This is a genomic window from Streptomyces sp. NPDC101132, assembly GCF_044759225.1.
In the GTDB taxonomy this organism is placed as follows: domain Bacteria; phylum Actinomycetota; class Actinomycetes; order Streptomycetales; family Streptomycetaceae; genus Streptomyces.
The window spans coordinates 196,274-209,426 of sequence record NZ_JBIVYX010000014.1; the positions used below are offsets into that span (position 1 = coordinate 196,274).

The window sequence follows — 13,153 nt, forward strand, 5'->3', positions numbered from 1 at the left end:
CCGGCGATGCTACGCGGCCCCCGCAGCCCCGACGACCGCATGCGGCAGCTGCTTCAGCTCGACCCCGAACTCCGCGGTGTAGGCCGCGAGCAGTTCGGCGTCGGTGAGTGTCCGCTCGTCCCGGCCGCCGTCGGGAGTGGTACGGATCAGCCGGCTGCCGACGAGGGTGGCGCGCCCGCCGTCGGGCGTGAGGCGCGAGCACATGGGGGCGCGCCGGAAGTGCGAGCCGGGCGAGGTGGCCTGCCACCAGCAGGTGGGCACGAAGTCCGCGAGCGCGTACGGCCGCGGGTCCAGGCGGTACTGGGGGCTGCCGTCCTGCACGACGTCGAGCTGGTCGCCGTACGGGGCGACGGCGAACGCCCCGGCCGGGTCGTCCTGCGGACCGCGCCGGTCCAGGCGCAGCGGCAGCATGCTGAAGCGGCCGAAGCCGACGTCGGCCAGCCAGGGTTCGTCCAGGTCGACCCGCAGCGCCATGTGGTCGAACGGCGGCCCGGGCCGCTCGCCCTCGAAGACCCGGCCCGCGAGCAGCGACACCCGGAAGCCGAGAGCCTCCAGCAACGCGGCGAACAGGCCGTTGAGTTCGTAGCAGAAGCCCCCGCGCCGGCCGGTGACGATCTTCTCGAAGAGGGCCTGGATCTCCAGGACGACGGGCTCGTCCAGGTGGATGCTGAGGTTCTCGAAGGGGACCGCGGTGAGATGGGCCCGCTGGAGCGCGGCCAGCGCCGCGGCGTCGGCCCGCTCGGGCCGGGCGAGCCCGATCCGCTGGAGGTAGGCGTCGACCTGCCGCTCGTCGAGCGGTCGGCCGGAAGCAGTCGCAGAGTGATCCATCACGCCATTCCACCCCGTCGCCCGCCCCACGGCCATCGGCCCTTGGACCTAGGCCCTGTCTTTCGGATCAGGCCGGGCCCGCGACGCCTGGTGCCGCGCCTCGCGGCGTTCTCGTCGGTCGCCGACGCTCCGCGTCGACTTCCTCCTCGGCCTTGCGATGCACGGCACCAGACGCCGCGGGCTGATCCGGCCTGATCCGAAAGACACGGCCTAAGCCCTGTCTTTCGGATCACGCCGGGACACGACCGGCGCGGCCCGTGGGCGTTCGGCCACCACGATCATGTCCCCGGCGGTAGCGTGGCCCCGCTCCGGCCACCGCACCCGGTGTCCGGGCCCAGGGGAGGGGCGGGGGCTCTTGTTCGGACACATCGTCACGGCCGGGGCGGCGGACGGCCGTCGACCAGACCCGACACGATCCGCCCGCCGGCGCAGGCCGGTACGGGCCCGGCGCGGGTGGCGCATCGCGGGGATCCTGGCCGCCGCCGCACTGGTGCTGGGCGCCAACCCGCCGGCCGGACCCGCCGCGCGGTCGGATGCGCCCCCGGCGCAGGCCGTGCCCGGCTCCTGGCAGCGCCCGATCCCGGGCGCCGCCTCCGCCCGGCTGGAGACCGACCCCAAGGGCGGGGTCACCGTGCAGGACTGCGACGGGTCCGACGGCACCGCCCCCGCCACCCGCCGCTTCAGCGCGACCGGCACGCCCCTGCCGGGCGCGCCCGCAGGCGCGTTGGCCATGTGCGTCCGCACGGTCACCGGCTCCGGCCTGACGGTCGGCATCCGGCCCCGCCCGCGTACCGACAACCGGGACCCGTCGATCGTCGTGGCCTACCGCGGCGCGGACCTCGTGTGGTCCCGTCCGATCACCTCCACCTGCAACAACGCGCCCCTGGGCGTGTGGAAGCTGATGAACGGCGCCGACGGCAACGTGTACGGGACCGCGAGCGCGCACACCGCCTGCGGCCGCCAGAACGCGGTGTTCGGGATCTCGGCCGCGACCGGCGCGCTGCTCTTCGTCAACCGCTCGGCGAGCGCGTACGAACTGGTCGGCACGCACCGGCGCGGGCTGGTGGCGACCTACGGCGACGACAGCGAAGGTGTCCGCTTCCTGGACTACCGGGGCCGCGAGTACGGGCGCGTCAAGGTGGTCGGCTCCGCCAGGGAGATGGCCCAGCGGCTCGCGGTCAACCCGGACGGCTACGTCTTCGCGTACCTGACCGACCGCACCGGCACCACGACCCGTCCGGACTGCGGGGCGTACTACGCCGCCAACCGCATCGAGGTCTTCAACACCTCCGGCCGCACCGGCCGTTACACCTTCCCCTACTGCACCACGGCGAACGTCAACGAGTGGTCCGCGGCGTCCTGGGGCATGCCCGTCCTCCTCAGCGGCTCCCGCACGGACGTGCCCAACCCGGACCGGGTCATGGCCTTCGACACCAAGGGCCGCAGGCTCTTCTCCCGCACCGTCCTGGAACGCGGCGAGGACCGGTCCTACGGCGCGCTGGGCATCCACGCCGACAGCCGCGGGCGGATCCTGCTCCCCTCCAACATGGCGTACGACGGCTACACGCGCGTGAGCCTGCACGTGGACGTGCTCAGCCACAGCACCGGAGCGCTGCTCGACTCCTTCGACAGCGGCGACCTCGACGGTGCCCTCGGCCAGCACACCAACGTGTACGGATTCGCCGACGACCGGGTGTACTTCCTCAAATCGGTCTGCGCCGACCAGGCCTGCACGACGTGGCAGCGGACGCTCTTCTCCCTCGGGCACACCGGGGTCGGCATGGACGAGCCCCGGGCCACGCTCCTGAAGTCCGCCCGGGCGCTGCCCGCGCCGGTGCGGATGGCGGCGCTCGGCGACTCGTACTCCTCGGGCGAGGGCAACCCGCCCTTCGACGCCGGGTCCGGGACGTGCCACCGCACCGCGCAGGCGTGGCCGCGCCTGGTGGGGGCGGAGGACCCGGGCGTGCAGCTGGTCGGGCACTTCGCCTGCTCGGGGGCGAAGGCCTCGGCGTTCACGGAGTCCTTCAAGGGCGAGTCCGCCCAGGTGACGAAGCAGTTGAAGGGCCTCTCACCGGCGCCGGGGCTGGTGACCCTGACCATCGGGGGCAACGACGTCGGCTTCTCGCGGATCCTGACCCACTGCTTCGTCTCCGACTGCGTCGCCGACCGCACCATCGCCCACGCCGAGTCCTACGTCGCCGGGCCGCTGCCGGGGCTGCTGCGCAGCTCGTACGCCCTGGTGCGGTCGACCGTCCCGCGTACCTCGCGCGTGCTGGTCGTGGGCTACCCCCGGCTCTTCCCCGAGAAGCAGGAGGAGACCAGGCGCTGCGGCTGGCTCACCCCCGCCGAACGCACTGGCCTCAACCGCCTGGCGGCCAGGCTCGACGCCGCGAGCCGCACGGCGGCCGGCACCGCCAAGGTGTCGTACCTGTCGGTGAGCGGGGTCCTGGACGGCCACGAGCTGTGCTCCGCGAAACCGTGGGTGTACGACGTGGGCCGCAACGGCGGCGACAACCGGGGGCACCCGCTCCCGGACGGCCAGCGGGCCCTCGCGAAGGCCGTGCGCGGGGCGATCGCCGCCGGCTGACGTCCCCGGCACCGGCCGGACCCCTCGGATCAGGCCCTGCCCCGCCCGCGCCCGGGCTCCTCCTCCACCACGCTCGTGCCGCTGCCCGGCTGGGACTCCCACGTCCACGTCTCCTCCAGGCGGAGACGGCCGTCGGGGAGGGCGGTCACGAGCGAGGTGCAGTGGCCGGAGGCGGTGGTGCCGTCGGTGCGGAGCTGTACGTACCGGAAGTCGAGGGTGTCGCCCGCCCGGGTGCCGACCAGGTGCCCCATGACCACGTCCCCGCCGCGGTACTCGGCCCAGATCCGGCCGTCCTGCTCGTGGTAGTCGAACCGGGTCTGCCGGCCGACCTGGCCCGGTGACTGGTCGGCCACGGGGACGAAGAGCAGACCGTCGAGCGAACGCGCCACGCGTGCCTCCTGGAACAACACAACGGAAGGGAACGGAAGGGAACGGAAGGGAACGGAAGGACGGAAGAGAGCGGAAGGGGCTGAAAGCCGGCTGGGCCAACGGCAGTCGACCCTACCCCGCCCGCCTCGGACCCCCGCAGGCGCGGTGATGTCGGTGGGGCGTGCGACGATCCCAGACATGATCGTCGCCCTGGCCTCCCTCCTGCCCGCCCCCGGTACGCAGCACGCCTCCACCACGTACACGGACTGGGTCGCCGCCCACGACCCGGCGGCCCTCGAACCGGCGCGCACCCTGCTGGAGGAGATGCGCACCGAACTCGGCCGCTCCCGGACGAAGCCCGGCCGGTTCGTGGACACCATGGCGACCCGGGCGCGCCGGCTCCCGCCGGCCCATCTGCCGTGGTTCTGGGACACGGTGGGCCACCGGCTCATCGGGTACGGGAGCCGTCCCGGCGGGCGGGCCTACGCGGCGGCGCGGGCGGCCGAGGCCGAGCACGCCCTTCCGGTCGACGCCGCCTACCGACGGGCCAACGCCCTGCTGTTCGCGGCCGGCGGGGCGATGCCGGCCAAGGAGTTCGGCGCCCACCAGCGCTTCCTCGCCGAGCAGTCGGAGCCGGCGGCCGCACACGCCGACCTGGAGGCGTTCCTCACCGCCTGGGCCGGCTCCCGGGCGGACCTCCCGGCCGATCTCGTCCGCCGGGTACGGGCCTCGGCGAAGGCGGCCGGCCACGGCGAGGAGGAGGTCGCGCGGGTGGTCGCCGCCGTGCTCGCGGTCACGCGGGGGAAGACGGTGCCGGATTCCCTGCTCGACGCCGCTGCCGTGGTGCTGGCCGCCCACCCGCCGGCGGACACCCTGGCCGCCGGGCTCCTGGAGGTCTTCCCGGATGGCGCCACCGACGGCGGGCCCTGGCTCAGGATGCTGATCGCCTGCGGTGCCACGGAGGCGATGGAGGCCGGCCGGGTGGTCCCGGCCGGCGGCCTGCACCGCTGGGTGGGCCACTTCGTGCACATGTACCAGTACGCCGCCCGGTCCGGCGGCGGTGTCGCCCGGCAGCCGCTGCCCGCGGAGTTCCTGGACCTCGTCGTCCGGCTGGGCGCCCGGCTGCGCGCGGAGGGCGGGACGGTGACCGTGCACACCACCCGCCACCACTACCAGGGCTTCGACGCCGACGTGCTGGACGCCTGCCTCGCGGCCGGCGTCGCCGTCGCGGACCCGGGCCCGGAGATGCGGATGCGGTTCTGGGGCGAGGGGTCCCGGCGGGACCTCGTCGCGCTGGCCGCCGACCCGGTGTTCGGGCCCCGGCTGGAGGACACCGTGCACGAGGGCCTGAGCGGACCCGGCCGCTCCCCGGTCCCCCGGCGCGGGTCCGGTTCGGCGGTGACCCTGCTGCCCGGCGTCCAGGGCATCGCGCAGGAGGTCGCCGTCCGTGTGGGCAAGCTGGTCGGGACCGTCGGGGGCGGCGGCATGGCGGGCGCCGAGGAGGCCCTGGCCGAGCTGGAGACGCTGCTGGACCGGCCCACGGTGACGGCCCTGGACGGGATCGCCGACGCGCTCGCGGAGGCCGGAGCGGCCGGCGCGCTGCGCCGCTCCCTGACGGCCGGCCTCCCGGAGGAACTCGCCTGGCCCGCCCTGGAGGACGTGTACGCGGAGTTCGCCGCGGAAGCCGCGGGCGCCGCGGCACGCGCGGACGTCGCGGCGGAGGCGCCGGACGACGGGGCTCCGCCCGGCGTGCCCGGCGTGGCCGGGGTGACCTCCAGCTGGCCGGTGCTGACGGTCTTCTCGCGCGACCGCGCCGTGGCGGTGGCCCCGGACGGGGTCCGCGCGAGCTGCCGCTTCACCGTGCCCGACGACGCGACCGTGTTCGCCGTCCACCACGTCGGCGGCTCGTTCCTCGTGAGCTGGAGCCTCGCCCCCCGCCCCTACTACTGCGACACCGCCGTCTGGGCCGACCGCCCCGACGAGCCGTTCACCCCGGACGAGCAGAGCGGCCTGGTGGCCTTCGGCGGCAGCCTCGACGGCGCGTACGGCTTCCAGTTCGAGACCGCCGACGGCGGCGGCCGGCACGGCGGCCACCGGGTGCTCAGGCCCGGCGGCCGCGAGGGCATCGACCGCGACGAGCTCCAGCTCGGCGACGGCAGGCGGATCTGGACCAACGCCGTGTTCGGGCGGCGCCCCTGGCAGCCGGTGGACCCGGTGACGGGCGAACCGGGGGAGCCCGAGCCGCTGCCCGACTTCCCGGGCCGCCCCGCCGACCCCGACCCGGCCGCCGACCCCTGCGAGGCCGACCTGACCCTCGCCGACGAGGCGCTCCAGCTGGCCCCGCTCCCCGCCGGCCTCACCGGCTCGCCGCTGGGCAGCCGGGACGGACTGGTCGGTACGCGCATCCTGTTCCGCACGCGCCACCGCCACCACGCCCCCGACCACTACCTCGTGGAGAGCGTGGACGGCCGCACGGCCCGCTTCGACATCGACCGCCCCGGCCAGGAGCCGTGGGGCCTGTGGGCGCCGCCGGAGGGTGCGGCCCAGGACGTGGTCCTCGCCGAGGCCAAGACCCGTACGGGCGTACGCGGGTACGCGGCCGACGGCACCCTGCTGTGGGAGCTGGACGGCCACCCCTCGCCGTGGCACCCGCGGGTACGCCCGAACCGGCAGGCCACGGTGTCGCACGGCGTGGCCCTGCCGCCCGCCTTCTGGTACCTGCTGCGGACCCGGGACGCGGCCGGCTCCCGCGCCCTGCGCTCGGTGACCCCCTCCACCGCACACGCCCTGCTCGCCGCCGCGCGCACGGACGCCGCGACCCGCACCGGTACGGACGCGGCCACCCCCACCGGCGCGGCCGCCGTGACCCGACCCCACGGGGGCGCCGCCTCCCGCACCGGTACGGACGCGGCCACCTCCACGGACACGGACGCCGTGTCCGGCACCGGTACGGCCGCCGCTGCCCCCACGGCCACGGCCGCCCCCGGCACCCCCGCGGCCGCCACCGCCCGTACCGGCGCCCCGGCCGCACCCGCCCTCCGCGCCGTCCTCGCCCGTGAACTCCCCGACCTCACCGACCCGGTGCTGGCCGAGGCCGTCGTGGCCGTGGCCCTGCGCGCCGCCCGCGTGGAGGAGCGCAGACTCGCCCTGCACCACCGGGTCACCCTCCTCGGACAGGCGCCCCCGGCCCCGCCCCGCACCTCCGCGCCGGACTCCGCGCTCGTCCCCGCGCTCATCGGGCTCGTCCCCCTGGAGGACGCGGACGGCCGGCGGCGCTCGCCGGACGCACACCTGCCCGCGACCCTGGGCGCCCTGGCCGCCGACGGCGCCTGCCTCGCGGGGAACCTCTCGGAAGAGGTGCGGCGGCTCGCTCCGCCCGCACCCCCGCGCGACTGGTCGGCGCTGCTCGGCGCCGTCGACGCGGTCGCCTGGCGGGTGGCCGTGGCCCCGACCGGAGACGCGGACCGCGCCGCCCTGACGGCCCTGCTCGAAACCTGGACCGACCAGCCGTTCGCCCGCCCGGGCCGCTGGTGGGCCGGCCGGGCCGCCGGCGACGTGCTCGACGCCCTGCGCGGGGACGGGCTCCCCGTCGCCTCCTGGCCCGTCCGGGCCGGCGGTTCGCAGCACTGGTTCGTGGCCCCGGCCGCCCCGGATCCCGCGCACGACCCGGTGCCGGCGGCGGTGCCCGAGGCCCGCCTCGTACCGGTGGAGCGGGACGACGCGGCCCGGCTGAAGACCCTCCTCGCCGCCGTGGCCGAGCACGGTCCCCTGCCGTTGGCCGAGCCGCTCGCCGCCAGGTTCGCCGCCCGCACCGGAGTGCGCCGGGCGGTGGCCCGGCTCGTGCTGGCCGGCCTGGTCGCCCGGTCCGGCCGGGACGAACACCGCGCCCTGCTCGGCAAGGCCCCGTACCGCGCGTCGCCGATGACCACGGAGACGTACGACCGGCTGCGCGCCCGGCTGGGGGGAGCGGGCCGGCGCGCCGTCCTCGCCGCGGGCGTCCCCGCGGACCCGGCCGACCTGTGGCGCCCGGGCGGGCCGGAAGCCGCCGCCGACCGGATGGCCGAGGCCTGGTGCGGGCTGCTCGGGGCGCTCCCGCCCGTGGACGACGCGACGGCCGACGCCCTGGAAGCCGACCTGGGGCTGCCCGACCTGTGGGCCCGCCGCCTGGCCGGCGGGTACGAGGCCGCCCGCGACGCGACCGTTCCGGCGGCCGGCTGGAGCCTCGCGGCCACCCCGTACGGCATCGGGGCCGAGGTGCGCGCCGAACCGCCGGCCGGCGTCGACGTGCCGTACCGGACCCCGGTCGGCGCCCCGCTCCAGGAGATCGCGAGCGCACTCGCGTGGGCGTGGACCGACCGTCCGGCCGGTGACCCCGCGGTCGCCGGAGCGCCGGACGTGTACGACCGGCTGCGGGCCGAACTCGCCCGGCCGGAACTGCTGGTGGCGCTGCCCGGCGGACGGGTCCAGGACACCTCGGCGCGGATCGCGGAACGGTTCGGTCCGGCCACCCTGCCGGTCGCCATGGACGCCCGCAAGGAGGAGGGGCCGGTCCCGGTGACGGCGTACGACTCCGGCCCGCTCGTGGTGTGCGCACCGGGCGGCCAGACGTTCGTCCGGCCGGCGGCGGCCGCGGACCCCGAGGCGTGGCGGCGCGTGCGCGAGGTCACCGACCTCACCGAGGAACTCGACCGGCTGGCACCCCTGTTGCCCGGCGGCGGCCTGGAGCGGATGATGCGCCGCGCCGCCTCGGGCGCGGTGCCGGCGGGCACGTACGAGGCGGACCCGCGCCGCTCCTGCCCGGACCTGGTCACCCGCGTGGCCGAGGCCCTCGGCACCGGCACCGACGCGGCGGCGCTGTACCTCCAGCTCGCGGCCCTGGCCGCGCCCACCGACCGCAACGTACGGCGGTGGAACGGCTGGCCGGCCAAGCGGCACACCGAGGTCAGGGCGGAACTCCTCGGCACGGGCCGGGTCGTGGAGGCCAGGCGCGCCCGGGCCGGCCGGACCCTGTTCCTCCCCGGGGACTGGACCGAACTCAAGGCGCCCCACCTGCCGTTGGAGACCGCGAAGCTGGCCACCCACCAGGTGCGCCCGCTGTGGGGGAACCGCATCCACGCACCCTTCGGCCGCATCCTGCCCACCGCGCCGCTGCACGAGCTCTTCGCGGAGGCCTGGGACCGGCTCTCCGGCTCGCCGGAGGCCACTGCGGAGGGAGGCGGGGACGGCACGGCGTGAGCCGTTGAGCGTTCGTTTACCCCTGCGCGGCACAGTGGTCCGCAGGGGTACCGCGAGCGGAACCGACCGTGTGGGGCGGTCGCGCGGTACGCCGGAAGAGTGGGGGAGCGCATGACCACGGCCGCGTACACGAACCGGGCCAGCCTTCGGTACTCGATCGCCTTCATCGGCTACGCCGACCTGGAGGGCGAGGTCGAAAGCGTCTCGCACCAGGACCTGCGCGGGGACAACTACTACCAGGACCTGCCCGAACCGAAGGACTGGACCGGCGCCCTGCGGGGCGTCCAGCACCGCAAGGACGCCGAGCGGCAGGTCGTGAACCTCCTCGCGGACGCGATCTACCGGCACCTCGGCTGCACCAGCACCGCCCAGTACAAGGCCCGCATCGCCGCCGTCCGGCGCGGCACCGTCGACCTGTACTCCGACATGGGCCCGTGCCACTCCTGCCGGTCCGTGATCAAGGACTTCCGCACCGACTTCCCGACGCTCGGCATCCAGGTCCGCTACCGCAACTCCCTGCACGGGGGCGGCACCGCGGCCCTCATCTCGGCCGGCGACGGCCTGTACGGCAGCTACGGCATCGGCGACGCCACCCAGCGCCCGGACGGCCAGTGGGTCAAGAACTACCCCGGAGCCCCCGTGGCCGCCGCCACCGCCACCTTCGACGCCAAGGTCGCCGGCCCCGACGGCATGCGCTTCCGCGGCACCACGACCGCGGTCGACCAGCAGCCCCACGCCCCGTACCTGTACCCGGCACCGAACGCGACGGCCGCGCCGCTCGACGAGGTGACCGCCGTCCTGGACCGGGTCGCCCAGTCCGTACGCGACCAGATGGCCCCCGGCCAGCAGATGCGTCCGCAGTCCTTCCGGCAGTGGATCCGCGGCATCGACCAGGGCACCGTCCGGCTCAGCTGCGAGCGCGGGCCGGGCCAGGCGGGCCGCACCGCGGTCGCGGCCTTCGTCGCCGACTTTCCCAAGGTGCGGGTCGAGGTGTCCTACCCCGGCGCGGGAGCCCAGGCCGACGGGTACGGGTACACGGACGCCACCCAGCGCCCCGACGGCACCTGGCTCAAGGCCTTCGCCGCCGCCCGCTGACCGGCACCCCGCACCGGCACCACCCCCTGCCCGTACGGCCGCCCGAGGCGGACCGTGCGGGCAGCGCGGTCATCCCGTACGGGAAGAGCAGACCCCTGCGGGCCGGCCCCGAGGTGGGCCTCAGGCCTCCGCCCACGAGCGCAGCAGCGCCTGGCGCTGCCGGTGTTTCGGCGTACCGCGGTGCCCGTCGCCGCGCGCCCAGGCGGTGAGGGCCCCGGGATCGGCCTCACCCGCGACGAAGCGGGCGAGCAGCGACTGGGAGAGCTCGACCTCGTCGGACGGATAGCCGCCGGCCGCGGCGGCATGCACCGACAGCTCCTCGGTGAGTTCCATCGTGGGGTCGGTCGCGGTCAGACGCAGGCTCATCTCCGCCGGCTCGTCACCGCCCCCGGACACCGCCGCGATCAGCACGTCCACCGCCTGGCCGAAACGGCTGGCCGTGCCCCGGAGGGGGACGTCCACCACCGCCGCCGCGCGGAGGTCCTCCCACGCCCACGTCCGGGTGCCGTACGGGTCCTCCGCCTCCACGCCCTCGGACGTCAGCCGCACGCACTGACCGTCCACGGCCGGCGGCGAACCCACGTACACCGCGTCCTCGGTGATCCAGAACAATCCGACCATCGCCACGGTTCCACCCGCCTCGTGTCACCCCCACGCACCGGCCGCGAACCAAGGTCGCCCGCGCTCCCATCGTCACCCGCACCGGGACCCCCGGCAATCGCGGCCCTCTCCGGGGGGCGCCGTGTCCTCCGCCCCTGTCAAGTCCCGAGAACTCGCGACATGACCCGCCCGGGGGCCGGGGGCTTACTCGAAGGACCGGGGGCCCACCCACGCGACCGAGGAGCGAGACCATGCGCACAACCGACCCGAACCCGACGCCCTCCACCGAGGGGAGGCCGTCATGAGCACCCCGCCCCCGCCGTCCGAGCGCCCCACCGGCCCGCCGTCCGGTCCGCTGTCGGGCCGGCGCACCGACGAGCTGCCACCGCCGCCGAGCCCCCCGCCACGGCCGGGACCACCACCCCCGCCCTCCGGGCCCCCGGGGCCGCCGTCCGGCCCGCCCTCCGGTCCGTCCGGCCCGCCCTGGGGCCCGGCGGGTTCCCGGGGCGGCGGCGAGCCGGGGGACGCCGACGGCCCCGCCCACGCGCCCCGCCGCCGCCCGTCGCGCAGGACCCTGCTCAGCGCCGGCACGGCGGTGGTCGTGGGCACGGCGGCCGTCCTCACCTTCACCCTCATGGGCGGGGAGCAGGCCGCCGGCGGAGAGGTCTTCCTGCAGTCCGCCTCCGGTGCGGGACCCGACCCGTTCACCCCCTCGACGACCACGGAGGCCGCCGAGGGGAACGACGCCGCGGGCGCCGGCACCGCGTCCCCGGCCGTCGCCAACCCGCGCCAGACCATGCAGGCCACCCGCGCCCTGGAGGTCGACGGCGCGCATCCCGGCCTGTACGGCGGCACCAGGAACGTGGCGAGCTGCGACGTCGAGCGCCAGATCGGCTACCTCACGAAGCACCGGGACAAGGGCCGGGCTTTCGCGGCCCCGCTGAACATCGACGAGGCCGCCCTGCCCTCGTACCTGCGGTCGCTGACGCCGGTACGGCTGGGCTGGGACACACGGGTCACCAACCACGGCTACAGGGCCGGCGCCCCCACGAAGTACCAGGCCATCCTCCAGGCCGGCACGGCCGTGCTGGTCGACGACCGCGGCGTGCCACGGGTCCGCTGCGCCTGCGGCAACCCGCTGGCGCCGCCGGTGGCCGTCAAGGGCGCGCAGACGTACAGCGGCAAGGAGTGGACGGAGTTCCGGTACTCCGAGGTGGTCGCCGTCAAGCCGGCCGCGAAGCCGGTGGAGACGGTCACGGTGTACGACGAGGACGCCCAGGGCTGGTACGGGCGCCCGCTCGGGGACGCGAAGGCGGAGCGCGACCACGAGGTCCCCCCGCCGAAGGAGCGCGCCCCCGACTCGCAGGGCCCCGCCCTCCCCGCCCCCCACCCGGGGGAGGGCCGGCACCCGGAAGCCGACCCGCCGAAGGACGGGACCGGAACGGACCGGAACCCCGACCCGGCCAAGCCACCGGAGGAGCGGCCCCGGGACACGGCCCCGGAGGACGCGCCGGCGAAGGACCCGGCCGGCGACCCGGCGAAGGACCCGGGCAAGGCCCCGGCCGGCGACCCGCCCAAGGACCCGGCCGAGAACCCGCCCAGGGACCCGGGCCAGGACGCGCCCAAGGACCCTGGCAAGGATCCGGTCCGGGACGCGCCCGACAGTCCGGCTCCGGACCCCGGCAAGGACCCGGCTTCGGACCCCGGCAAGGATCCGGCGAAGGATCCCGGTAAGGAGCCGGCTCAGGACCCGCCCAAGGATCCGGCGAAGGATCCCGGTAAGGAGCCGGCTCAGGACCCGCCCAAGAGTCCGGCCGAGGATCCCGGTAAGGAGCCGCCCAAGGACCCGCCCAAGGACCCGCCCAAGGATCCGCCCAAGGATCCCGGCAAGGACCCGGGGCAGGACCCGCCCGAGCATCCGGCCCAGGACCCGCCCAAGGACCCCGCGAAGGACCCCGCCCACAAGCCTGCGGACAGCCCGGCCGAGGACCCCGCGGGTGACCCCGGCAAGGACCAGGGCCAGGACCCGCCCAAGGAGAAGGCGAAGGAGCCGGCCGAGCCCCAGCCCAAGGAGGAGGCGGGCGACCCCGCCAAGCCCGCCCCCAAGCCGGCCACCAAGGACGCCCCGAAGGAGGGGACGCCCCCCGAGCAGCCGCACCCCCAGAAGCCGAAGGAGGACAAGGCCAAGGACCCGGAACCCGAACCCGTGCCCCATCCCCAACCGAACCCCGAGGCCCCCGACCCCGCAAACCCCCACCCGGTGGACCCCGACGCCGCGGGCAAGGCGGCCTAGTGCCCCCCGGACCGGGAAGCGGAGGCGGGGGGGGGGGCCGCCCCCCCCCCCCCCGGCGGGCCGCCCCCCCCGGGGGGGGGGCCCCCCCGGGGGGGGGGGGGCCCCCCGCGGGGGGGGGGGGGGGCCCCGGGGGGGGGGGGGGCCCC

General features: G+C 76.4%; 7 protein-coding genes. 4 read left to right on the plus strand and 3 right to left on the minus strand.

Annotation, left to right across the window (positions count from 1 at the left end; translation table 11 throughout):
• Positions 1-9: 9 nt before the first annotated feature.
• Positions 10-828: an arylamine N-acetyltransferase gene (locus ACIQUR_RS28660; RefSeq protein ID WP_403670150.1), complete on the minus strand. Its 819-nt coding sequence runs from the start codon at positions 826-828 to the stop codon at positions 10-12.
• A gap of 355 nt (positions 829-1,183) precedes the next feature.
• Here ACIQUR_RS28660 and ACIQUR_RS28665 point away from each other — a divergent pair, with 355 nt between their 5' ends.
• Positions 1,184-3,415 carry an SGNH/GDSL hydrolase family protein gene (locus tag ACIQUR_RS28665; RefSeq protein ID WP_403670153.1) on the plus strand — a complete coding sequence of 744 codons (2,232 nt, stop codon included), beginning with the start codon at positions 1,184-1,186 and terminating at the stop codon, positions 3,413-3,415.
• Between the two features lie 29 nt (positions 3,416-3,444).
• Here ACIQUR_RS28665 and ACIQUR_RS28670 read toward each other — a convergent pair whose 3' ends face one another.
• Complete coding sequence (locus tag ACIQUR_RS28670; RefSeq protein WP_403670156.1) at positions 3,445-3,804, minus strand: hypothetical protein; 360 nt, start codon at positions 3,802-3,804, stop codon at positions 3,445-3,447.
• Between the two features lie 178 nt (positions 3,805-3,982).
• Here ACIQUR_RS28670 and ACIQUR_RS28675 point away from each other — a divergent pair, with 178 nt between their 5' ends.
• The gene (locus ACIQUR_RS28675; RefSeq protein WP_403670159.1) at positions 3,983-9,019 is read left to right on the plus strand and encodes a hypothetical protein; all 5,037 of its coding nucleotides are present in this window, start codon (positions 3,983-3,985) and stop codon (positions 9,017-9,019) included.
• Positions 9,020-9,130: 111 nt separating this feature from the next.
• The gene (locus ACIQUR_RS28680) at positions 9,131-10,114 is read left to right on the plus strand and encodes a deaminase domain-containing protein (protein ID WP_403670162.1); all 984 of its coding nucleotides are present in this window, start codon (positions 9,131-9,133) and stop codon (positions 10,112-10,114) included.
• Between the two features lie 120 nt (positions 10,115-10,234).
• Here the strand turns inward: ACIQUR_RS28680 and ACIQUR_RS28685 are convergent, their stop codons facing one another.
• On the minus strand, positions 10,235-10,735 hold the full coding sequence (locus tag ACIQUR_RS28685; RefSeq protein WP_403670164.1) for a hypothetical protein: 501 nt from the start codon (positions 10,733-10,735) through the stop codon (positions 10,235-10,237).
• A 280-nt stretch (positions 10,736-11,015) separates the two neighbouring features.
• Between ACIQUR_RS28685 and ACIQUR_RS28690 the strand changes: the two genes are divergently transcribed.
• Positions 11,016-13,007 (plus strand): DUF6777 domain-containing protein, encoded by a 1,992-nt coding sequence (locus tag ACIQUR_RS28690; protein WP_403670167.1) that lies wholly within the window; start codon positions 11,016-11,018, stop codon positions 13,005-13,007.
• Positions 13,008-13,153 lie beyond the last annotated feature (146 nt).

Excerpts from the sequence above, each read along its gene's own strand:
- ACIQUR_RS28660 (WP_403670150.1), bottom strand. The coding sequence starts at position 828 with ATGGATCACTCTGCGACTGCTTCCGGCCGACCGCTCGACGAGCGGCAG.
- ACIQUR_RS28690 (WP_403670167.1), top strand. The coding sequence starts at position 11,016 with ATGAGCACCCCGCCCCCGCCGTCCGAGCGCCCCACCGGCCCGCCGTCC.
- ACIQUR_RS28675 (WP_403670159.1), top strand. The coding sequence starts at position 3,983 with ATGATCGTCGCCCTGGCCTCCCTCCTGCCCGCCCCCGGTACGCAGCAC.
- ACIQUR_RS28685 (WP_403670164.1), bottom strand. The coding sequence starts at position 10,735 with ATGGTCGGATTGTTCTGGATCACCGAGGACGCGGTGTACGTGGGTTCG.
- ACIQUR_RS28680 (WP_403670162.1), top strand. The coding sequence starts at position 9,131 with ATGACCACGGCCGCGTACACGAACCGGGCCAGCCTTCGGTACTCGATC.